Below are 23,079 nucleotides of genomic sequence, written 5' to 3'. Positions count from 1 at the left end.
AACTAATTTTATACTATTAGTTAAATTCAATACATACCATGAAACATCATATTATACTTCCAACAGATTTTTCAGATAATGCTTTTAGTGCAGCTCTCTATGCCTTAAAACTTTACAACAACGAGCAGTGTACATTTTATCTTCTAAATACTTGGATGTTTACTAATTCTGGATCCAGAACCTATATCACTTCAACCTATTTAGATAGACTTCAAGAAGAAACAAGTCAAAAGCTAGAAGAACATAAAGTCTTATTAGAAGAAAAAAGTAATAAGGCCAACCATGAGTTTAGAACCATTTTTAGCAAAGAGCCTTTAGTGAATACAATAAAGAAAGCTATTAAAGACCAAGATATAAATCTAATAATTATGGGTACCAAAGGTGCTACTGGCGCAAAGGAGTTTCTATTTGGTAGTAATACTGTAAACATTATTAACAAAGTAAAAAATTGCCCAATATTAGTTGTACCAGATGGTTATGAATTTATTACACCAAAGAAAATAGCATTTCCTACGGATTACAATAGGTTTTATGGCGAAGAATTAGTGTATATAAAACAATTATCAAAATTATATAATTCAAAAATTACTGTTGTTCATATTAACGAAAAGAAGAACCTAACCGATAAACAAAACTACAATTTAGCAATGCTAAAAGCATATTTAGAAAACTACAAACACAGTTTTCATTGGATGACTGGTTTTGACAATAAAGAACACGCCATTAAAGAATTTATTAAGGAGCTTAACATAAACATCCTTACAATGATAAACTACAAACATAGTTTTATTGAAAATATTACTAAAGAGCCTGTAGTTAAGAATATAGGATATCATCCTACAGTTCCATTTTTAGTTATTCCATGTCATGGTGATTAAAAACCACTGAATGTCAAATGGTTAAACTGACGGATATCATTCTTTATGTTTAGTTAAGTGATTATATTTAATTCAACGGATTTAAATTAGTTAGCCATGAGACATAAAGTTTTATTACCAACAGATTTTTCTAAAAACTCAATTAGAGCTATCAATTATGCTCGAGAATTATACAAAAACGACCATTGTGATTTTTATCTTCTAAATGTGTTTTCAGCTACAGGCAATATTCTAGAGAGTCTATTAAATATGGAACCTGGAAGCGAACTCTTCGAAAATGCAAAACTACATTCAGAAAACGGATTAGCGACGGTTTTTGATATGATTACTATGAGCGACTCATATAATCCAAAGCATCATTTTGAAATTATATCAGAATTCAATAATGTTATTGATGCCGTAATTCAAATAGTTGACAAAAAAGATATTGAAATGATTGTAATGGGAACCAAAGGAGAAACCCATTCTAGAAAAACAGCTTTTGGTAGTACTGCAATATATATTATGGAAAAAGTACGGAATTGCCCAGTACTAGTTGTACCAGAAAACGCAAAAATTGAATTGCCAAAAGAAATTGTTTTTCCGTCTAGTTATAGAAATCATTTTAAACGGAGAGAACTTATTCATCTATACGATATTGCAAAAAAGAGTAATGCAAATATTGCAGTACTTCATATTAAGGAAGAAGATAAATTAGATGAAGAACAAGAAGAAAACATAAAACTACTAAAAGAAATTTTAACAGGTGTTAGTTATACATTTCACACCTTGCCACACTATTCAATACAAACTGCAGTAAACATTTTTGTAGAAAGTAGATCGAGCGACATGGTTGCTTTTATTAATAAAAAACACACTTTTTTTGGAAGCATTTTAAGTAGCCCAATGGTAAAAGAGATCTCTTTTCATCTAAATGTCCCAATATTGGCTATGCACGATTTAAGAAATTAATTATTAACAAGATTCTTTTTTTTAAGAAGAATCATAAATAAATTTTCAATGAAAAATACAGGTGTTTGGCTAGATATTGACAATGCTTATATCGTAAGCATAGAGAATGAAAATGAAACATTTAAAACTGTTTCATCTAACATTGAGCATTATAAGGCTCATGGTGGTTCTGGAACAAAATTAAAAGGTGGTCCGCAAGACGTTGTGCAAGACAGTAAATATTTAGAACGCGAAAAACAACAACTAAAACAATATTTTAAAGATATTGCTTCACAAATTAATGACACAAATGCGTTGGTGATTTTTGGACCGGCTGATACTAATGAGAAATTTAGCAAAGAGTTGCACAAAAACTATAAAAGCCTAAGCACAAAAATAAAAGGAATTGAAAAGGCTGATAGTATGACCGACAACCAAGTAAAAGCTTGGGTAAGAGATTTCTTTAAGTAAATCTAAATTATTAATCGTTCTACTAGTTATAATGATTATGGTTTAAAGTTACTAGAAGACACAGTGATTGTTGCTTTGTCCGTTTTTAAATATGCACAAATGAAAAATCAAAATTTCGATATCATTAAATCCTCTGGCGAAAAAGTAAAATTTTCAATAGATAAATTACGTGCTTCATTGTATAAAACGGGAGCGGACAAAGAAACCATTGCTCAAATTATTAATAAGGTTAGATATGAATTGTACCAAGGAATTTCTACCAAAGAAATTTATAACAGAGCTTTTGCTTTACTCAAAAAAAAGAAAAGCTATTTGGCTTCTAAATACAAACTAAAAAAAGCCATTTATGAACTAGGACCAACAGGTTTTCCCTTTGAACGTTTTGTAAGTGAACTTTTAAGATACTCAGGATACGAAACAAAAGTTGGGGAAATTTTGCAAGGTAAATGTGTAAAACATGAAATCGATGTAATTGCGCACAAAGAAAATGAAACAACTTTAATAGAATGTAAATTTCATAGTGAACAAGGCCTTAATTGTAATGTGAAAATTCCATTATATATTAATTCGCGCTACCAAGATGTAAAAACACATTGGAATGGAAATATAAAAAACGATTCTAAATTAACAAAAGGTTGGGTCATTACAAATACAAGGTTTACGGAAGATGCTTTGTTATATGGTAAATGTTGCGGTCTCTATCTATTAAGTTGGGACTATCCTAATAATGATGGGTTACGCGATCGTATTGACCGTTTAAGTCTTTACCCAATCACAGTATCTACATTATTAACCAACAGAGAAAAACAATTTTTATTAAGTAGAGATGTGGTACTCTGCAGACAACTAATGCACGATAAATTTTACCTAGACCATTTAGGTGTTTCAGAAGTAAGAAAGAAAAAAATATTGGATGAAATTGCTCAATTATGTCCAAACAAAAATCAATAAGTCATGGAAAATTTTGCTAAAATAAATTTCTTAGGCGCATCTGGTGTTGTTACTGGTTCTAAGTATTTAATTGAAACTTCAGAAAAAAACATTCTAATAGATTGTGGAATGTTTCAAGGATTAAAGGAATTACGTGAGCTAAACTGGACTAATTTACCTGTTGATGTTTCGTCAATAGATGTTGTTTTACTTACTCATGGACATCTTGACCATGTTGGTTATTTACCACGTTTAATTAAACAAGGTTTCCATGGAAAAATAATAGGTACAGCACCAACACTTGCCATAGCAGAAATAATATTAAAAGATAGCGCCAAAATCCATGAAGAAGAAGCTGAAAAAGCCAACAAAGAAAAATACAGTAAACACGAACCTGCACTACCGTTCTATACCATTAAAGATGCAGAAAAAACTATTGAATTATTTGAAGCACAATTGCAAGACAAATGGATTACTTTATCTGAACATATCTCCTATCGTTTTCAATATAATGGTCATATTATTGGTGCTACCTTTATTGAATTAAACATAAACAATAAACGTTTTGTATTTTCTGGAGACATTGGGAGAAGCCATGATTATTTGCTTTATGAACCAAAAAAGCCTGAATGGGCAGATTATCTATTTATAGAAAGCACTTATGGTAATAAGTTACACCCTAAAGAAGATGTTGAAGATATACTAACTGATATTATACTTAACACCATAGAGAAAAAAGGAAATTTAATCATTCCGAGTTTTGCTGTAGAGCGTTTACAAACCTTGATGTTTATTTTATGGCAACTTTATAAGAAAAATAAAATACCCAACATTCCTATTTTTATTGATAGTCCTATGGGAAACAATGTTCTTAGTGTTTTTAAACGCTTTCCTAAATGGCACAAATTATCTGACGAAGATTACAATGCCATGTGTAACCATGTAAACATTGTTGAATCTTATAGAGAAACTTGGGAAACTATTGATGATAAACGTTCTAAAATTGTTATTGCAGGTAGTGGAATGGTAACAGGAGGACGCGTACTCACCTATTTAAAACAACTTATAGATGAACCCTCTACTACTGTATTATTAGTAGGCTACCAAGCCGAAGGAACACGAGGTAGACAATTACAAGAAGGTACTCACGAAATTCGTTTCTTCGGAAAATATTATCCGGTTAAAGCAACGATAAAAAATATCGATAGTTTATCTGCGCATGCAGACCAAAATGATTTAATTAATTGGATGAGTGCTATTAAGAACATACCAGAAAAGGTGTATTTAGTTCATGGAGAGCCAAATGCTTTAGATGCCTTTAGAGTAAAAATTAAAGACGTTTATAATTGGAATGTCACTATTCCTAAATTATCTGACGTAGAGAAAGTAGTAATTTAAAAACATGTAACCAACTGACTTAAATCATTTTAAAACCTAATTAAACTCTCTACTTTTAGTATAGAAAATATTAAGTATAACATCTAAATTTTAAAATTATGTCACTTATTAAATCTAACAACAGAAGACGTAAGTTCCCAACTTGGAACAATGATGGATTAAAAAGTTTTTTGAGCAACGATGACTTTTTTAACAACGATTTCTTTGAAGAAGATAACTTAATGCCAGCAATGAATGTTAAGGAATCTGAGAATAGTTTTGATGTAGAGTTTGCTGCTCCTGGTTTTTCAAAAAAAGATTTTGAAGTCACTATCAGTAACAATATTCTAAATGTTTGTGGTGAAAAAAAACACGAAAAAGAGGAAAAAGAAGAAGAATTTACGCGTAAGGAATTCAGCTATAATTCTTTTAAAAGATCTTTAAGTCTTCCTAAGTCTGTTAATGTTAACCAAAACGTTAATGCTATTTACAAAGATGGTATTTTAAAACTGAATCTTCAGAAAAAAGCAGAATCAAAAGAACAACCTAAAAAAGTGATAGAAGTTCACTAAGTAAAAGAAAGCAGAAAGTAACACTTCAATTGCTTTCTGCTTTTAAATCATTAAATGTATAAACATGAAAACTACACAAACACAATCAAAATATGTAGAATGGTTAAGTGCAGAGCAAATGCATCAAGATTCTAAAGAATGGCTATCAGAGTTATTATTCATAAAAGATGAACATCTCTTTTTTGAAGATTTAATTAAGTCGTTTACTTTACAGCTTATAGAACCAGAAAAATTTTCAAATAATAAAGAAATCATAGATGCCTTAAACCGTTCTCAAAAAAAGAACAATCTATTAATAGAGGCTATTAAAGTGCATGAAAATGACCTTGAAATTATGTTAGATGGCGTAAACCAAACGAAAGAAGAAGCCGCTTATAGAAAGTCTCATCGTGGTTTAATTTTAGAATTAAGTGAATTTGACAAATATTATAAAAGTTTAAAAGCTCAAATTTTTGAAATTATAAAATCTATAAAAAAAGAAGACAAACGAAACCATTTACTAGACAAAACCTAAAAATCAAAACATCATGAAAAGGTCGCTCATTATTATTTTAACGCTTGTATTATTTAGTTGTAATTCTACCCAGCTTACAGAAAACTGGAAAAACCCAGATATAGATACGTATGAACCTACTAAAGTATTTGTTATAGGTTTAACCTCTAATATTGAGGCTAGACAACAATTTGAAAATAAACTAAAAACCCAATTAGAATTAAGAGGAATTGAAACTGTAATGAGTTTAGATTTTATAGAACCTCAATTTAGAACGGAAAAAATGACCGAAGATGAATTAGAAAGTCTAGAATCTGATTTAATTGATGCGGGCTTTGATACTATTCTTTTTTCTAAAGTAATTGGAGTAGAAGATAAGATAGAATACAAACAAAAATTTGGTAGTGACTTTAATACAAACACTAAATTTAGAGATGATTATTTAAGATACCAAGATGCCTTTTACAATCCTGAATATTATAATGAATACACTGTATATAATGCAGAAACATCCATGTCTTGTATTTGCCCTACAAAAGAAAGAGAGTTGATTTGGAAAGGCTACATAAGTATCACAGACCCAAAATCTATTGAAAAAACAGTTTCTGAATATGTAAATTTAGTCATTGCAGTTTTAGAAGATCAACAACTTATAAATCCAAATTCAGTTTATTCCGAACCACAAGTTATAAAGTAAGTGATTTCAACTATATCAAAATTTGCACTGCTTTTACTTATTAAAATTTATTTCATTAAAAATGAAACACTAACAATGGTACTCTTAATTGATTACTAATTTTAGTGGTAGAAGAACCTGTAAAAAAGCGTTCGAAAAAGCTTTCTTTTTGCACCAATAAAGCCATTAAATCTATTGGATGTGTTTGTGTATAACAACTAACAGCGAATTCCATTGGTACATCTTCAATAGCGTGATAAACATAGTTTAAAGCTTTATCAAAACCATTGATATAATTTGTATCTAAATCTCTTCTCTGAGCTAATTCAGCCTTTGGGTTTATTCTTAATAAATGTATTCTATCACTAAATGGTTTTGTGAAACTTAATAGAGCAGAAAAAGCTTTACTATGTAATGCATCATCCAAATCTAATGGCAGTAATAATTCTGTTGGTTTTTTATAAGGAAATCCTTCAGGGATAACCAATGTTGGACAATCTACATTTCTAATCACATTAATAGTATTGCTACCAAAAACAGTTTCTGAAGCACCTGTTACACCATTACTTCCCATTACAACTAACTCAATAGCTTTAGAAGCTACAACTTGATTAATAGCTTCTGATAAACCATCATAATCTACCAAACTTTGAAATTTAAAATTATCACTCTCAAATTTCTTTTCAATGCCATTAACAAGCTTAATCAGTTTGTTTTTGGATTTTTTTAAAACAGAATCATAAAGACTTTGACCGCCTCCCATTACTAAATCATCACTGATGTAAGCTTTAGAATTTTCTACATGAAGAAAATAGAAATTACACTCATAGGCTTTAAATAAATGTAAAGCATAATGAATAGCATTAATTGAATTTTTAGAAAAATCTGTAAGTAGAAGAATCTGTTTCATGATTTTTGATTTATTTAAATTTACCAAAAGTACACGAAACAAAAAATGATTTAAATCATCAATGTTCGTTTAATAAAATTAGAGCATTAAAGATTTATTAATATAATAAATTAAACAACCTATTTAGTCTTACCAGCTAATTCTTTAATTCTATCAAAGGCTAATTCTGGCTCATCCGTTGTGATATAATCAAAATCTTTTTCTAATAACCAATCGATATCTTCTTGTTTATTGGCTGTCCAAGAATTAAGTTTTAAACCTAAACTTTTAGCTTCAGTCACCCATTCTGGCTTTGATTTAAACTTGTAAATTAAATAATCTAAACCTGTAATACTATCATTCTTTAATACTTCAGGTGTTTTAGAGCCATCAAGATATAACACTTTTGCATTGGGATCAATCTTCTTAATATGCTTAATAATCTCATACCCAAAACTTATGTAATAAGCAATGTAAGCATCTGCCTTTAATTCTTTAACTAAGGCTACAGTTTTATCTGCCATCAACATATTACGACCTTCAATTTTTGAAGGTTTTATTTCACAAACCAAACCAGTAGTAGTGTTATTGGCCATTCCTGCTAAAATAAAATCTTTTAATGTTGGCAGTGTTTCACCATTTGGTAATTTATGTTTAGCTAATTCTTCATAAGTATTAGATTCTATATCTAAACCTCCAAAATCGCCATCATGAGTTACAATTAAGACTTCATCTGACGTCATTCTAACATCAAATTCAGACCCAGTACATTTTAAGTTTATTGCTTCCTTTAAGGCTGCGATAGAATTTTTTGGTAAGCCTTTAGTTTTCCATGCACCTCTGTGTGCAACAACTTGATTATCTGCAAAAATAATTTCAGACTCATTAGTAGATGTATTGCAGGATACAAATCCAATACAAAATATCAAAACAATTAAATAACGCATAAGTAATAATATTATAATTTAAATCATAGAGACAAAGTCTCTACATAAAAAGTAAAAAAATAGGACAAGCGAACTTGCCCTATTAACTAACTAAATAATAAACAACTATTCGTAACCTAAATTTTGAGGATAATCTGGTCCTAATAAATCTAAGTCTCTTTGAGCAATTGGCCAGTTAATGAAATGTGATTGCCAGTTTTCTCTAGGATCTTTAGAACCCAAATTAGCTGGGAAATATTCACCATCACCTGCATAACTAGTCATTTGTGTATCTATAACACTTTGACCCATTCTTTTTAGCGTAAACCAACGTTGACCTTCAAAAGATAACTCTCTTGCGCGCTCATCTAAAATTGTTTGTTGATCTACACTTGTAACAGGTGCTGCACCTGCTCTTTCTCTTACAGCATTAATATATGGTAATGGATCACCTGTAGATCTCATTATTGCTTCTGCCGCAATTAAATAAGTCTCTGCTAATCTGTAAACCGTAATATTACTTCTGTTTAAATATGAATCTGGATTATCATCTTCTTGCGCAAATTTTATACAAGAAGGATGCATTCTCTTATAGTAGTTTTGATAAGATGACGAAGGATTGTCTAAATCAGTAATAGGCTCATAATTGTCTAACTCCTCACCAGTTCTATCACCCGACGTATAATAGTATTTTAATCTAAAATAGGTATCATCATCTCTAGTGTCATTAGGATCTTCAGCCAATAAATTTAACAGATATAGATTTGGAAGAATTCTTGAGAATCCTCTACCTCCTTGTTCTATATTAGACTCAATACCTGAAATCTGAAAATACTGTGTTACATAATTTGCATTCATCATAGTTGTAGCTCCACCACCAAGAACATCGTCTAAGGCTTGAACTACAAATAAAGACTCTGAATTATTTCTGTCACCAGCAAATACATCTGCTGTACTACTCACCAAACTATGAGGACTATCTGGACTTTCAATAACATCTAATGCTTGAGTTTTAGCTTCTGTCCAATCACCTTGCCACATTGCAACTTTTGCTTTTACATGTTTCGCAGTTCCTTTTGTAACACGACCAAATGTGTCTGTCCAATCTAAATTCTCAATAGCGTAATCTAAATCACTGTTAATAAGTGCAAAGATTTCAGCATCAGAAGATCTATCGTTAACCACATCAAAAGCATTATCTACAGTTACTGTTTCTGTAGTCACAAAAATGTTATTATACATTCTGTATAAATAAAAATAAGAATGCGCTCTAAAATACTTAGCCTCAGCTAAAATTTTCTTTCTTGCATCTTCGTCCACACCTTCAACAACGTCAGCTGCATTAATAATAGCTGTTGCTTTATTAGTCATGTTATAAAAATGTTTCCAAAATAATGACGATGCAAAATTAGAGCCTTGATCTACTGCAGAAATACCTCTTTCGTATCTCCCCATTAAACCAGTATATCCTGTTCTTGCAAAAACCAAATCGCTTCGAGATGACATCAATACTGATCCCATAAAATCTTCTGTACTTGCATCGTAACGATCTCTTTCAAATTTATATAAACTTACTACACCTGACTTTAAACCCTCTTCAGTAGTAAACACATAACCAGAATCGATTAATGTACTCGGTTGCTCTTCTAAGTAATCTTCACAAGAAGTTACAACGAAGAATAGCGCCATAGTTAGCATTAAGCTACCTTTTAGTTTTGAATAAAAAAACTTCGTTTTCATAATATTATTCTTTTTTTTAATTAAAATTTAACTCTTACTCCGAAAGTGAATGATCTTGCATCTGGATAACCTGAATCTGCATTAGAAAACGTAGATCTAATATTTACTTCAGGACTATAACCTATGTAATCTGTACTTGTAAACACATTAGTAGCGGTCATATAAAATCTTATTTGATCTAAACTCAACTTAGATGTTACCGTTTCTGGTAATGTATAACCTAAACTTACCGTTCTTAATCTTACATAAGATGCATCTTTAACTGCTAAAGCATTTAAGTATAATGGAGCAGAATCTGCGTTTGGTCTTGGAAATGATGTTGAAGGATTTTCTGGCGTATAATAATCTACCTTAACACCATTTAACTTTCCTTCTAAAGTACCACCATTATTATAAGTGTTTAAAAATGGGTTTACTTTTGTAGCACCTTCAACAACGTAAAAGTCTAAAAATAAATCGAACCCTTTATACTCTATGTTTGTTGAGAATGAACCAAACCAGTCTGGATTTGGATCTATAAATACACGGTCTTCTTGTGTAATTTTACCATCAGGACCAGGAATAATATTTCCGTCGTCGTCTACACCATTAACATCCTTTATTCTTATATCACCAGGTCTAAGATCTGTTTGTGTTAATGCTGAATCTGGATTGGCTTGTGGTGCATTTTCAAAATCATCACCTTCTTGCCATATACCATCAAATGCATATTGATAAATAACACCAACTGGTTGACCTACATAATAATTATAAGTAGTATCCTCTGTAATATCATCTCCATTACCATCCGTATATAATTCTTTAATTTCGTTTCGGTTATTAGACCAGTTGGTAGAAACTGACCATTTAAAATCATCAGTATTGAAGATGTTAGCTGTTAAACCTAATTCGATACCAGTATTCTGCATTTCACCTGCATTAAAGTAAGTAAACTGATAACCTGTTGTTGAAGGAACACCTCTCTTCAATAACAAATCTTTAGTTCTGGCATCGTACCAGTTAATATTACCTGTTAACACTCTTTTAAATATTGAAAAATCTACACCAAGGTTGAGGGTTGTTACTCTTTCGAATTGTAAATCTAAATTCGGTAAAATTACAGAAGGTGAATAACCTGAAGCTGACTGCTCATCAAAAATATAAGGCTGAGGATCAGCAGTAAAAAGTGATGTATAAGCAATACCTAAATCATTTACTAAAGAACCATAACTCGCTCTAAATTTTAATTCTTGTACAGCATCAACATCTTCTAAAAAGCTTTCGTTGTGCAATTTCCATGCAAAAGATGCTGCAGGATTGTAACTCCATTTATTACCAACTGCATTTAAAGACGCACCATCTGCTCTCATTGTTGCAGTGAATAAATACTTATCCTTTAAATTATATCTTGCTCTAGCCATATAACCTAAATACCTTACGGCATCACCATCTCTTTCTACAGTTACATTACCAATTGCACTTGCAATACCATTGTAACCTAAATCTTCATTTGTAAATCCCTGTCCTTCAGTAAATGTTCTAGAATATTCATTTTCTTGAGCTGATTGTACTAAAGTTAAATTGAATTTATGATCCTCACCAAAGGCTTTATCATAAGTCAATATGTTTTCAATTAAATAAGATTCGCTTAACCTATTGTCAAGTCTAGCAATACCTCTCACATCATCACCTGCAGAACTTAAAGAAGATAAATATTGACCTCTGTTAGTTGTTCTGCGTGTTAAGTTAGCTTTTAATTGATATTGTAAATCTTTTGTAATTTGCCACATTGGAGTTACGTTGATTACAAAATCATTTCCTTTTTCATTATGATTTTGATTACGCAAATTCCAAATTGGATTGTATGCAGACAACTCCTCTCCACTAGGAAATTGAGTTAAGCTACCGTCTGCATTATAAGCGCTACCTAAAGGTGACGTTGTAATAACGTTAACGTTTGCTGCTCTATCTGTATCATCATTTAAAATGTTTAAATCAAAATTTACAGAGAATTTATCACTGATTTTTTGATCTACATTTAAACGCAATGTTTTTCTTGTATAACTAGATGTCGGAATTAGACCATCTTCTTTAAAGTAGTTAATACTACCAAAAACTTTAGTCATATCTGTTCCTCCACTTACACTAATAGCTTGGCTATTTACAAAACCATTTCTCATTAATTCATCTTCCCAATTAACAAAACGATTGTTAGCAATATTATCTAATTCAACATCTGAAAAAATAACATCATCTGGAGAATAAGAATCATCAGCATTTGTAGACCTTGCCGCTTCTCTTTTTAATTGTGCAAATTCTTGACCACTATAAACATCAAAATTTCTTTCGATTGATTTAGTAGATAAGAAACCATGATAGCTCACACTTATTTTTCCAGCCTTACCTCTTTTAGTTGTAATTAAAACCACACCATTAGCACCTCTAGATCCATAAATTGCTTGAGCAGAAGCATCTTTAAGAAATTCAATTGAGTCAATATCATCTGCATCAATATCCTCAATGCCACCATCTCTAATAATACCATCTACTACATAAATAGCACTTACATTACCTTCAATAGAACCTTGTCCTCTAAAAATAATCTCTGAAGTACCGCCTGGTCTTAATGTTCCACCTCCGACATCTACTTGTAAACCAGCAATTCTACCACGTAACATTTCATTAACATCTGATGTTGGTGATAACGTCGCTTTTTCTAAATCTGTAGTAGCTACTGCATTTACGATATCACTTTTCTTTTGTGTACCGTAACCAACGACTACAACTTCTGATAAAGAGGTATCATCTTCTAACGTAATTGTTAATTCGCCACCTGTTACTTTTACATCTTGAGTTTTAAAACCTACATAAGAAACTGAAATTACAGATGTTTCACTAGACACTTCTAAAGTAAATCTTCCATCAAAATCAGTTTGAGTTCCGTTAGTTGTTCCTTTCTCTATAACAGACGCACCTGGTAACGGCATATTATCTGAACTAGAAACCACCTTTCCTTTTACTGTAGTTTGAGCCATAAGCGCAAATGAACTACATAATAAAAAGAGAAATAAGAATTTTTCAATTCTTGACCTTTGAAATTTTAATTTCATAAATATTGTTTTGATTAATTAATTAGTTACCAAAATTAGATAATACCCAAATTGACTTAAGCTCCTCTAACTTTATGTTATTGTAAATTTAATCCTAAGAAATTGTTAATATGATAATTAATACCTCGATAAAAAACCAACATCGCAAAAAAATAAGTCAGTTAATCAATAAAAAGAGACTGCAATAGCCGTAAACATTAGATATTTTAAGAATAGTTTATTTTGTTAGAAATCCTTAAAATTCAACCGTTTGCAACACTTGTCGTGGTAAAGTCGTGGTAAATTAGATGATTGTCGAGGTGCTAGAATTTTAAGATATAATTAACTAAGCTATCATCATGATGTAATTGTAATCTTTTGCGTAACCTGTAACGTTTTGTTTCGACACTTTTAATAGAGATGTTCAGTAAAGGAGCCATTTCTTTAGAGGATAAATTGAGTCTTAAATAAGCACAAAACCTCAAATCATTAGGAGTTAACTCCGGATGCGCTGCTTTAATTTTATCCATAAAATCCTTATCGGCATTATTGAAAGCTTGTTTAAAGAATTTCCAATCTTTATTGTTATTAAGGTTGGTATCAATTAAACTTATTGCACTGGTTATATCTTCTTTATTTTTAGTTGCTTTTAACTCTTTCTTAATCTTTCTTAGCAACTCATTTTTCTTAATTATACTCATTGTAGAAATTGCCAACTCCCTATTTTTCCCTTCTATATCTTGATTTAGTTTTTCATTTTTAATTTGAATAAATGCTCTTTCGTTTTTTATTTGCTCATGCTTTAATATTCGCTCATAATAAAACTTGTAAGCTCTATGAATTAAGAATCCAGTAACGATAAATATTAATAAATAAACAAGAATTGCTAGATTAGAAATATACCAAGGTCTATTAATATTAAAATGGTAATTCACAGTGTTCTCTGTAAGTTGATTTCCTACTTTCGCTCTTACTTCCAAAGTGTAATCGCCAAAAGATAGATTTTCAAACTGAATACTCGATTGCTTAGACCAAGCACTCCATTTTTCCATTTTTCCGTTTAACTTGTATTGGTAGTTAACTTCTAAGAATTTATTGTATTCAGGTACAGAATATTCAAAGACCAATAAACCATGTTTATTTTCAAAATCACCTTCATCCGCTATTGGCAACTCTAAAACCTCATCGTTTAAATCACTAATCTTTGCTGAATTTAGGTAGACATGATATTTAGATTCATTTTGAATGTCAGATAAATCCATTGTTAAGTAACCATTAGACGTACCTATTACATATTTCTCTTTTTCAATATGTTGTATATTTTCAAAACCGAGAACGCCTTTTCTTAAACTAGACGGAATTGAAATCGTAGTAATTTCTGGTTTATTTGTTAGATTGTCATTAGCTATAAAACTAATATTATGTTCGGAAAACAGCCATAATTTATCAGCTTGATCTACTACCATTTTCACAGATTTATATGGTGAAACTTTTTCACTTAAATCTATGTTTTTCTTAAACTTCTCTTCATTATTTTCATAATTAAACACACCATCTTCAGATGTGTATAATATTTGACCTTTATACGTAATTAACCCAGAATTCTTACCAAGTTCTAATTCCGATTGACGTTTTATATCAATAACTTTATGCAAAGTACTGTCTAATTGTATTCTAAAAACACCTTTGTACTCGTGGTTAACTAAAATTTGATTATTGTCATTGATTTCAAAAAAACGAGACGAATTTTTAAAACCTTCAACCTTATTTCTTATTACCCAAGTGTTATTCTGTTTTTGCAAAACATATAAGCCATCATAATTTCCTTGAAGCAATAAATTATTATGATTTGGAACTCTTTTAAAATTCCAAGCACCTAAAATATCACTGATACTTTTTGCCTTATTATCTTCAATTAAAAAAGTCCCTAAATGATGACCACAAAACAAACTACCTCTATCATCTTTAAAAAGACTCCATACTTGGCCAGCTGTTCCTTTTACAAATTCAAAATCTTGATTTTTAGAATCTAAAGACCTATAAAACAATCCTTGATTTGTGCCAACATACAGGTAATTATTAAAAATTAGGGTCGTATAAACCGTACCTATATCACCATTATAATCTATAAATGTTTTTACAGACGAATTAACATTTATACAATTAATGCCATTATCTAAACCTGTCCAGACATTCTCTTTGTTATCTTCAAAAAGAGAAAGAACTGTATTATTAGCTAAACCTTTCTTTTGATTAATTTCGTAATCAATTTCACCGTTTTTGTTTATTTTAACTAAGCCATGAGAAATTGTACCTAAAACAAAACTTCCATCTTTAAGCTGAATACTACTAAAGACATTTAATTCCTTTAGTCTTTCGTTAGAATCCACTTTCCATTCTATCAATTGGTTTTCATCAAACTGAAAGAATCCCGAATTACGTGTAAGAATAATAAGCTTTTCATTATGCTGAAAAACATCTATAACCCTATCCTCTAGTACTACTGAATTCTCTATAATTAATTTAGGCTTTCCTTCTTCTAAAACATAAATACCTTCATTAGCAACATGATAATATATTTTATTATTCACATTGAATACTTTGTAAATAATGTTCTCAGAATTTATGGTTCTAAATTTTTCTGAAGCTTTATCATAGAAGTACAAGGCATGACCAGCTTGAAATAAAACCCATTCATCATAACTTATAATATCCCAAATTTGGTCATCACTTAATATTTTATCACCTAATTTAGGTATCAGAGATGTATACTCTAAGTTACCAAACTCATTACGCTCCCAATAACCAAATTCTTCATAACAACCAGAATAAATTTTATCGTCTATAACAGATACTGCTCGTAAAATTGTATTATTTGGAGACCGATAAGGCACCCAATTAGACCCATTAAATTCTAATAAACCTAAATTATTTGCAATATAGATATAGTTATTTGCATCTTGAGAAATCATCCAGTTTTGATTCTCTCCATTATAATCTGTAGTAGTAAATGTTTCTATAGGTGGCAACTCTTGTCCATGAGACAAAAAACACAAAAACAATAATAAGATGAATTGTAAAGTTTTCATTTGAGCTTTAAAATAAATACTATTCATGTAAATATAGTTTTAGAATATAAACAAACAAAATGCCAACCCAAATCGAGTTGACATTTCTAATCTTAAACAATCTGTAAATGTTTTACAACAACACAATCATTAATAATGCTGCAAGTGCGCCTCCTACTAAAGGCCCCAAAATAGGAATCCAAGCATAAGACCAATCACTATTAGCTTTATTTTTTATAGGTAAAATAGCATGCATAATTCTAGGTCCTAAATCTCTCGCTGGATTAATAGCATAGCCTGTTGTACCACCTAAAGACAAACCAATTGACCACACCAACAATGCTACTGGCAATGCTCCTAAAGAACCCAATCCTATTACGGTTTCAGTTTCATTAATACCTGCATCGGTAAAAAAGAATATTGTAAATAGCAGCACAAACGTACCAATCATTTCGCTAAAAAAGTTTGAAAATGTATTTCTAATGGCTGGAGCCGTACAGAACACTGCTTTTTTACTATCTGCATCTTCAGTTTCGTCAAAGTGATTTCTATACGTTAACCAAACCGCAGAAGACCCAATCATAGCTCCTATTAACTGAGCCAAAACATACATTGGCACATCTGACCAAGGAAATTTACCGGTAATTGCAACAGCAACCGTAACGGCAGGATTAATATGTGCTCCACTATAAGGACCTGCAATAACAACAGCGACATAAACTGCCAATGCCCAACCTGTTGTAATTACAATCCAACCACTATTATTTCCAATAGTTTTGTTTAAAACAACATTTGCAACAACGCCTCCTCCAAGTAATATTAATATGGCTGTGCCAATAATTTCTGCTATAAATGGTGTCATATTCTAAATTATTATAAGTTATTCTTAGTCCAATATTCTAAAGCATCGATTGCTCTATACCAACCTTTTATATTGGCTTCAATATCTATCCTATCTTCTTTTGGACTAAATATTCTTTCGGTCTGCCAAATATCTTGAATTTCTTCTGGACTCTCCCAATAACCAACAGCTAAACCAGCTAAAAACGCAGCTCCCATCGCTGTAGTTTCTACAACTTTCGGTCTTATAGCAACCGTATTTAAAACGTCTGACTGAAACTGCATTAACATATTATTTATGGTAGCACCACCATCTACACGCAATTCTTTAATTGATAAACCAGAATCGGCTTCCATAGCTTTTAATATGTCCATAGTTTGAAAGGCAATAGACTCTAAAGCTGCTCTTGCAATATGAGCATCTGTAGTTCCTCTTGTTAACCCAAACATGGTTCCTTTTGCATGCTGATTCCAATGAGGTGCTCCTAATCCGGCAAAAGCTGGCACAAAATAAACACCATCTGTGCTTTCTACAGAAGCCGCCAAAGCTTCCACATCAGCTGAGTTTCTAATCATTTTCATACCATCTCGCAACCATTGTACCACGGCACCTGCAATAAACACACTGCCTTCTAAAGCATAAGTAGTTTTTCCATTTATTTTCCAAGCTATTGTAGTTAATAAATTGTTTTTTGAAACAATTGGCTTTTCTCCAATATTCATTAACATAAAACAACCTGTTCCGTAAGTATTTTTCACCATTCCTGGCTTTGTGCACATCTGACCAAATAATGCTGCTTGTTGATCACCTGCAATTCCAGAAATAGGAATTTTAGTATCGTAAAACGTAGACGTTGTATGACCATAGATTTCGCTAGATGCTTTTACTTCTGGTAACATACTCTTAGGAATCGTTAACAACTCTAACATGTCATCATCCCATTCCATGGTATTGATATTAAACATTAAAGTTCTAGATGCATTAGTAACATCTGTAACATGCTGCTTTCCTTTGGTAAAATTCCAAACTAACCAACTATCTATGGTTCCTAAAATTAAATCGCCAGCTTCAGCCTTAGCTCTGGCTCCTTCTACATTGTCTAAAATCCATTTTACTTTTGTACCAGAAAAATACGAATCAATAACTAAACCTGTTTTTTGCTTAATCATATCGGCTTTGCCTTCTTTTTTAAGCTGATCACAGTAGTCTGATGTTCTTTTATCTTGCCAAACAATAGCATTGTATATTGGTTTCCCAGTGTTTCTATCCCAAACAACAACTGTTTCTCTTTGATTTGTAATACCAATAGCCGCGATATGCACCACATCTAAACCTTTTTTGGCAATAGCTTCTGTGGCAACACCAGCTTGTGACGACCATATTTCTTGAGGATCATGTTCAACCCATCCAGATTTAGGAAAGTATTGTGTAAACTCTTTCTGAGCCATTGAAACTACATTTCCTTTTTTGTCAAAAACAATAGCTCTAGAACTTGTTGTGCCTTGATCTAAAGACAAGATATATTTCCCCATAATTTGTTGTTTATATGTTACTAATCCGAAGTAGAGATTCGGGATAAATTAGTTTTATTTTAAAATATATTGATTCGCAATTTTAATAAAATTTGAAATTTGTTCTACTTTCCAATCGTCAGTTTCATTTAATTCTACTCTTAGCAATTCTCCAACCATAGGCGCAATTTCAACAGCTGCCTTAGCATCTAAAAACAACACACGAACACGTCTCGCCAAAACATCTTCAATGCTTCTTGCCATTTCATGTCTTACAGCCCAAACGACTTCTGCCTTTATAAATTCTAATCTTGGATGTAACTTTTCTCCTAATTCAGGATCCTGATTAACTAGTTTTTTAATACCTTCTTGATCAGTACCATAAATATATAAATGATTCGTATAATCAGAAGTTTCTTTTGCGCCATGAATTAATAAATTTCGAGTTTTACAATCTACTTTTGGTAGCTTTTTCATCTCAATAATTTTATTCACGGTATCTTGAGCCATTCTTCTGTAAGTTGTCCATTTTCCTCCAGTGATAGTAATCAATTCAGAACCTGAAACTATAATTTTATGACTTCTAGAAATCTCTTTAGTTTTTTCGGATTTATCCTTTGGAGCAGCTAAAGGTCTTAGTCCTGCATAAATGCTTAACACATCATTTTTATCAGCTCTTTTATTTAAATACCTATTGGCTGTCTCTAATACAAAATCAATCTCTTTATCTAATGCTTTAGGCTCTAAACTATGACTATCTAACAAAGTATCTGTTGTACCAACAACCACTCTATTATGCCATGGCACTAAGAATAACACACGACCATCGTCTGTTTTAGGAATCATTATAGCATCGTTTCCTGGTAAAAATGATTTATCAAAAACTAAATGGATACCTTGACTTGGACGAATGCTATTTTCTGCTGCAACATTATCCATTTGCAATACTTCATCAGAAAATACACCTGTAGCATTAATCACCACTTTAGAATTTAGCGCATATTCTTTATTTGACTCAGTATCTATAGCTACAACACCATTTACTATACCTTCTTTATTTTTCTGAAGATTCTTCACTTTAAAATGGTTTAAAACTGTTGCTCCATTCTCAATACAACTCTGCGCAATATTCACTGCCAATCTTGAATCATCAAATTGACCATCATGATAAACAACACCTCCTTTTAATTTATCAATTTTTAAAGTTGATAATCTCGAAATAGTTTCGTTTTTCTTTATTCTAACGGATTTCCCGAAACTCAATTTTCCTGACAAAAAATCATAAACCTTTAAACCAACTGCATAGAAAAAATTGTCCCACCAGCTATAATTAGGAATAATAAAGGATTGATTTCTCACCAAATGAGATGCATTGCTTAACATTAAACCTCTTTCATATAAAGCCTCTCTCACCAAATCAATATTTCCTTGTGCCAAATAACGTACACCTCCATGAACCAGCTTTGTACTTCTACTCGATGTTCCTTTAGCAAAATCAACTTGCTCTAAAAGTAACGTCCTATAACCTCTTGTAATACAATCTAGCGCAACACCAAGGCCTGTTGCACCACCTCCAATAATAATAACATCCCAATTTATGGTTGTATCTAATTGATCTACTAAGGTCTCTCTTTTAAACAAAATGTTTCGTATTTTTTCTATTAATAATCAAATATATAAAAAAATAACCAAAATGAAACAAAACGAAACTTAAATTTCACAAATATTAAAAATTAGCAATACAAATCAACTTCATTTACTTTCGTTTTATTATATTTGCCTTATGTCCTAATAATAAGGAATAGCATTTCGAAAAAAATAATTCTGCAGTTATACTAGTATATGAAACGACATCAAGACATTTTAGACCGACTCTCTAAAGAAAAACACCTCGAGGTTTTAGATTTATGTGAAATTCTAAATGTTTCTGCCGTTACTATTAGAAAAGATTTAAAACTTCTAGAACAAAAAGGCTTATTACATAGAACTCATGGAGGCGCATCTTTAGACAATCCTTATATAAATGAACGTACGGTTTTAGATAAAGAGAAAATTTCTGTTGAAGAAAAAAATGGCATCGCTCAAATGGCAGCAAGTCGTATTGTAGAAAACGATTCTATTTTAATAGCTTCCGGAACAACAGTACAAGCCTTATCTAAGTTCATACAAGCTAAAAACAAATTAACCGTCATCACTTCTTCTTTACATGTTGTTTTACACCTTATACATGATAAGAATATTGAAATACTTCAACTCGGTGGCTACATAAGACATAGTTCTGCTTCTGTAATTGGCAACTACGCAGAGTACATATTAAAAAACGTTTCTTGTAGTAAACTGTTCTTAGGAGTCGATGGCATTGATTTAGAATACGGACTTTCTACTACAAATTTAGAAGAAGCTGAATTGAATAAAAAAATGCTGAAAGCTGCGCAGAAAGTTATAGTGCTTGCCGACTCTTCAAAATTCGGAAAAAAGAGCTTTGCTAGAATATGCGACCTTTCTGAAGTTGATGAAATTATAACAGACAAAGGAATTTCAGACATTAAACGAAAGAAACTAGAAGAAAAAGAAATAAAAGTTACTATCGTTAACTAAAAAGAATTAATTAAAACATAAACCACTTTTCAAAATGAAAAACTTACTTTTTTTACTATTATTCTCTACATTACTTTCCTGTAATTCAGAAAATAAGAAAAGTGAAACGCCACAAGAAGAAACAACGCTAAAAAACGAAAAACCTAACATCTTATTAATTGTAGTAGATGACCAAGGTTATGCTGATTTTACACCATTTGATAATCATGATACCACTGTTGCAACACCAAATATTTCACGATTGGGAAAATCAGGTACAGTTTATTCTCAAGCTTATGTTACAGCTCCAGTTTGCAGTCCATCGAGAGCAGGAATTATTACTGGAAAAAATCAATTTCGTTGGGACAAACCTGCAAGTTGGGGACCAGGATTACCAGATGATGTAAAAACACTTCCTGAATATTTAAAGGAAGCTGGCTACCATACAGCACGCATTGGTAAAAATGATTTAGGTAGAAACTTTCACAAAAATGACGTTAGAGAATACCCTTTAAATCATGGTTACGATGAATTTTTAGGGTTTTCAGCACATGCGCATGATTATTGGGCAAATTCTAAAAGCATACAAGAAAGAACTCCAGACCCTTATGGCACAAGTGCTGCATTAGGACCTTTAATGCATAACATGGGAGAAAAAAGTTACGAAGAAGGCTATCTTACAGACATCCTTACCGATGAATCTATTGGTTATTTAAAACGAAAGCATGATAAGCCTTTCTTTTTAACCTTGTCTTACAACTCGGTTCACCATTTAATACATGAAGTACCTAAAAAATATTTAGATAAATATAATGTAAAAGAAATCCCTAATTACGACCCAGACAATAAGCTTGCTTACAGCCAACACGAACCTGGAAGTTATTCTGCTTACTATGACAAATACTCTAGAGTTGGTGCTATAAACACTAAAGACTTAAGAAATTACTATTTGGCAAATCTTAATTGTTTAGACGATAATATTGGTCGTGTTTTAGACGCACTTAAAGAAACTGAATTAGATAAAAATACTCTAATTGTATTTGTTTCAGATAATGGTGGTTCTCCACTTACAGGCGCAAATAATGCACCACTAACTGGTGGGAAATACTCGCTTTGGGAAGGCGGAATTAGAGTTCCAATGGCTGTGAGTTGGACAGGAAACGTTGATGCCGGAAAAGTTGAAAACCGTTACGTTTCTGCTGCAGATATATTACCTACACTTACTAATGCTGCTGGCATCACATTAACGGACACCTCTATTGATGGTATTAATTTATTTGAACCAAAAGATGAACGTTTATTGGTCTGGAAATGGCAAAAAACTTGGGCTGCAAGGCAAGGAAAATGGAAAATAACAAACGCGAAAGAAAACCACTGGAAAAGCGAACCATCTAATCAATACATTGCTCCTGTAAGAGATGATTTAACTATTAAGCTATTTGATATTGAAGCAGATCTAGGAGAACGTAATGATGTTTCTGCTCAACATCCTGAAATTGTAAAACAACTAGAAAAAGCTTACAACGATTGGTGTGAAGCCAATATCACCAAATAAAATAATTGATCCTTATTTGATTAATAGCAAATTTTCAAATAAAAAAGCCTGTGAATTTTATTTCACAGGCTTTTGTTTTTTTTATGGCTATAAGAATTTATTTTATCTCAACTAACTCAAGATCAAATACTAATTCTTGTCCTGCTAAAGGATGGTTTCCATCTACAATAACATGGTCCTCATTTACCTCAACGATTCTAAATTGGTGCTCATTACCTTGCTCATCTCTTGATGCCAAACCTAAACCTACAGCTGGCTCCATTTCTGGTGGTAATTGTGCTTTTGCTACTTTGTGAAATAATTCTTTTATGATATCTCCATAAGCTTCTGCCACAGGAATATCAACCGTTTTTTTATCGTTCACTTTCATATCGATAACCGCTTTTTCAAAACCAGGAATCAACATACCTTGTCCTAAAGTAAATTCTAAAGGCTCGCGCTCTAAAGAACTATCAAAGATTTGTCCGCTTTTTAATTTCCCTGTGTAATGAACTTTTACCGTATCATTCTCTTTTACTTGACTCATAAATTTGTGATTTCATTTTAAATAAGTTGCAAAACTATTATTAATAACAGA

19 protein-coding genes are annotated in these 23,079 nt (G+C 31.5%); 10 read left to right on the top strand and 9 right to left on the bottom strand.

What is annotated here, in order from left to right; genetic code table 11:
* Nucleotides 1-38 precede the first annotated feature (38 nt).
* From Q0807_RS17115 to Q0807_RS17080, 8 genes are all read left to right on the top strand, one after another.
* The gene (locus Q0807_RS17115; protein ID WP_299112111.1) at nucleotides 39-878 is read left to right on the top strand and encodes a universal stress protein; all 840 of its coding nucleotides are present in this window, start codon (nucleotides 39-41) and stop codon (nucleotides 876-878) included.
* Between the two features lie 96 nt (nucleotides 879-974).
* The gene (locus tag Q0807_RS17110) at nucleotides 975-1,829 is read left to right on the top strand and encodes a universal stress protein (RefSeq protein ID WP_299112108.1); all 855 of its coding nucleotides are present in this window, start codon (nucleotides 975-977) and stop codon (nucleotides 1,827-1,829) included.
* Between the two features lie 48 nt (nucleotides 1,830-1,877).
* Complete coding sequence (locus tag Q0807_RS17105) at nucleotides 1,878-2,279, top strand: hypothetical protein (protein WP_299112106.1); 402 nt, start codon at nucleotides 1,878-1,880, stop codon at nucleotides 2,277-2,279.
* 99 nt (nucleotides 2,280-2,378) lie between these two features.
* The gene (locus tag Q0807_RS17100; protein WP_299112104.1) at nucleotides 2,379-3,230 is read left to right on the top strand and encodes an ATP cone domain-containing protein; all 852 of its coding nucleotides are present in this window, start codon (nucleotides 2,379-2,381) and stop codon (nucleotides 3,228-3,230) included.
* A 3-nt stretch (nucleotides 3,231-3,233) separates the two neighbouring features.
* Nucleotides 3,234-4,607 carry an MBL fold metallo-hydrolase RNA specificity domain-containing protein gene (locus tag Q0807_RS17095; protein ID WP_299112102.1) on the top strand — a complete coding sequence of 458 codons (1,374 nt, stop codon included), beginning with the start codon at nucleotides 3,234-3,236 and terminating at the stop codon, nucleotides 4,605-4,607.
* Nucleotides 4,608-4,705: 98 nt separating this feature from the next.
* Entirely contained in the window at nucleotides 4,706-5,158 is a 453-nt protein-coding gene (locus Q0807_RS17090; protein WP_299112101.1) for an Hsp20/alpha crystallin family protein, read from the top strand.
* Nucleotides 5,159-5,222: 64 nt separating this feature from the next.
* Nucleotides 5,223-5,672 (top strand): hypothetical protein, encoded by a 450-nt coding sequence (locus Q0807_RS17085; protein ID WP_299112100.1) that lies wholly within the window; start codon nucleotides 5,223-5,225, stop codon nucleotides 5,670-5,672.
* Nucleotides 5,673-5,685: 13 nt separating this feature from the next.
* Nucleotides 5,686-6,348 carry a hypothetical protein gene (locus tag Q0807_RS17080; RefSeq protein WP_299112097.1) on the top strand — a complete coding sequence of 221 codons (663 nt, stop codon included), beginning with the start codon at nucleotides 5,686-5,688 and terminating at the stop codon, nucleotides 6,346-6,348.
* Between the two features lie 55 nt (nucleotides 6,349-6,403).
* Here Q0807_RS17080 and Q0807_RS17075 read toward each other — a convergent pair whose 3' ends face one another.
* From Q0807_RS17075 to Q0807_RS17040, 8 genes are all read right to left on the bottom strand, one after another.
* A complete protein-coding gene (locus Q0807_RS17075; protein WP_299112095.1) occupies nucleotides 6,404-7,237 on the bottom strand; it encodes a universal stress protein in 834 nt (277 codons plus the stop codon).
* 119 nt (nucleotides 7,238-7,356) lie between these two features.
* Nucleotides 7,357-8,163 (bottom strand): glycerophosphodiester phosphodiesterase family protein, encoded by an 807-nt coding sequence (locus tag Q0807_RS17070; protein ID WP_299112092.1) that lies wholly within the window; start codon nucleotides 8,161-8,163, stop codon nucleotides 7,357-7,359.
* Between the two features lie 105 nt (nucleotides 8,164-8,268).
* The gene (locus Q0807_RS17065) at nucleotides 8,269-9,882 is read right to left on the bottom strand and encodes a RagB/SusD family nutrient uptake outer membrane protein (protein WP_299112090.1); all 1,614 of its coding nucleotides are present in this window, start codon (nucleotides 9,880-9,882) and stop codon (nucleotides 8,269-8,271) included.
* Between the two features lie 20 nt (nucleotides 9,883-9,902).
* Complete coding sequence (locus Q0807_RS17060) at nucleotides 9,903-12,971, bottom strand: TonB-dependent receptor (protein ID WP_299112088.1); 3,069 nt, start codon at nucleotides 12,969-12,971, stop codon at nucleotides 9,903-9,905.
* 302 nt (nucleotides 12,972-13,273) lie between these two features.
* On the bottom strand, nucleotides 13,274-16,066 hold the full coding sequence (locus tag Q0807_RS17055; RefSeq protein WP_299112086.1) for a triple tyrosine motif-containing protein: 2,793 nt from the start codon (nucleotides 16,064-16,066) through the stop codon (nucleotides 13,274-13,276).
* 85 nt (nucleotides 16,067-16,151) lie between these two features.
* On the bottom strand, nucleotides 16,152-16,880 hold the full coding sequence (locus tag Q0807_RS17050; protein WP_299112084.1) for an MIP/aquaporin family protein: 729 nt from the start codon (nucleotides 16,878-16,880) through the stop codon (nucleotides 16,152-16,154).
* A gap of 11 nt (nucleotides 16,881-16,891) precedes the next feature.
* A complete protein-coding gene (gene glpK / locus Q0807_RS17045; RefSeq protein ID WP_299112082.1) occupies nucleotides 16,892-18,391 on the bottom strand; it encodes a glycerol kinase GlpK in 1,500 nt (499 codons plus the stop codon).
* A 54-nt stretch (nucleotides 18,392-18,445) separates the two neighbouring features.
* Nucleotides 18,446-20,011, bottom strand: coding sequence for a glycerol-3-phosphate dehydrogenase/oxidase (locus Q0807_RS17040; RefSeq protein WP_299112080.1), 1,566 nt, complete (start codon nucleotides 20,009-20,011; stop codon nucleotides 18,446-18,448).
* Between the two features lie 201 nt (nucleotides 20,012-20,212).
* On the opposite strand from Q0807_RS17040, the gene Q0807_RS17035 reads away from it, so the two are divergent.
* Nucleotides 20,213-20,968, top strand: coding sequence for a DeoR/GlpR family DNA-binding transcription regulator (locus tag Q0807_RS17035; RefSeq protein WP_299112078.1), 756 nt, complete (start codon nucleotides 20,213-20,215; stop codon nucleotides 20,966-20,968).
* A gap of 34 nt (nucleotides 20,969-21,002) precedes the next feature.
* Complete coding sequence (locus Q0807_RS17030; RefSeq protein ID WP_299112075.1) at nucleotides 21,003-22,502, top strand: sulfatase; 1,500 nt, start codon at nucleotides 21,003-21,005, stop codon at nucleotides 22,500-22,502.
* 97 nt (nucleotides 22,503-22,599) lie between these two features.
* Here the strand turns inward: Q0807_RS17030 and Q0807_RS17025 are convergent, their stop codons facing one another.
* Nucleotides 22,600-23,028, bottom strand: coding sequence for a peptidylprolyl isomerase (locus tag Q0807_RS17025; protein WP_299112072.1), 429 nt, complete (start codon nucleotides 23,026-23,028; stop codon nucleotides 22,600-22,602).
* Between the last annotated feature and the right edge of the window lie 51 nt (nucleotides 23,029-23,079).

It is taken from the genome of uncultured Winogradskyella sp. (assembly GCF_947495255.1).
In the GTDB taxonomy this organism is placed as follows: domain Bacteria; phylum Bacteroidota; class Bacteroidia; order Flavobacteriales; family Flavobacteriaceae; genus Winogradskyella.
This window is presented reverse-complemented; position numbering and strand designations above follow the sequence as displayed.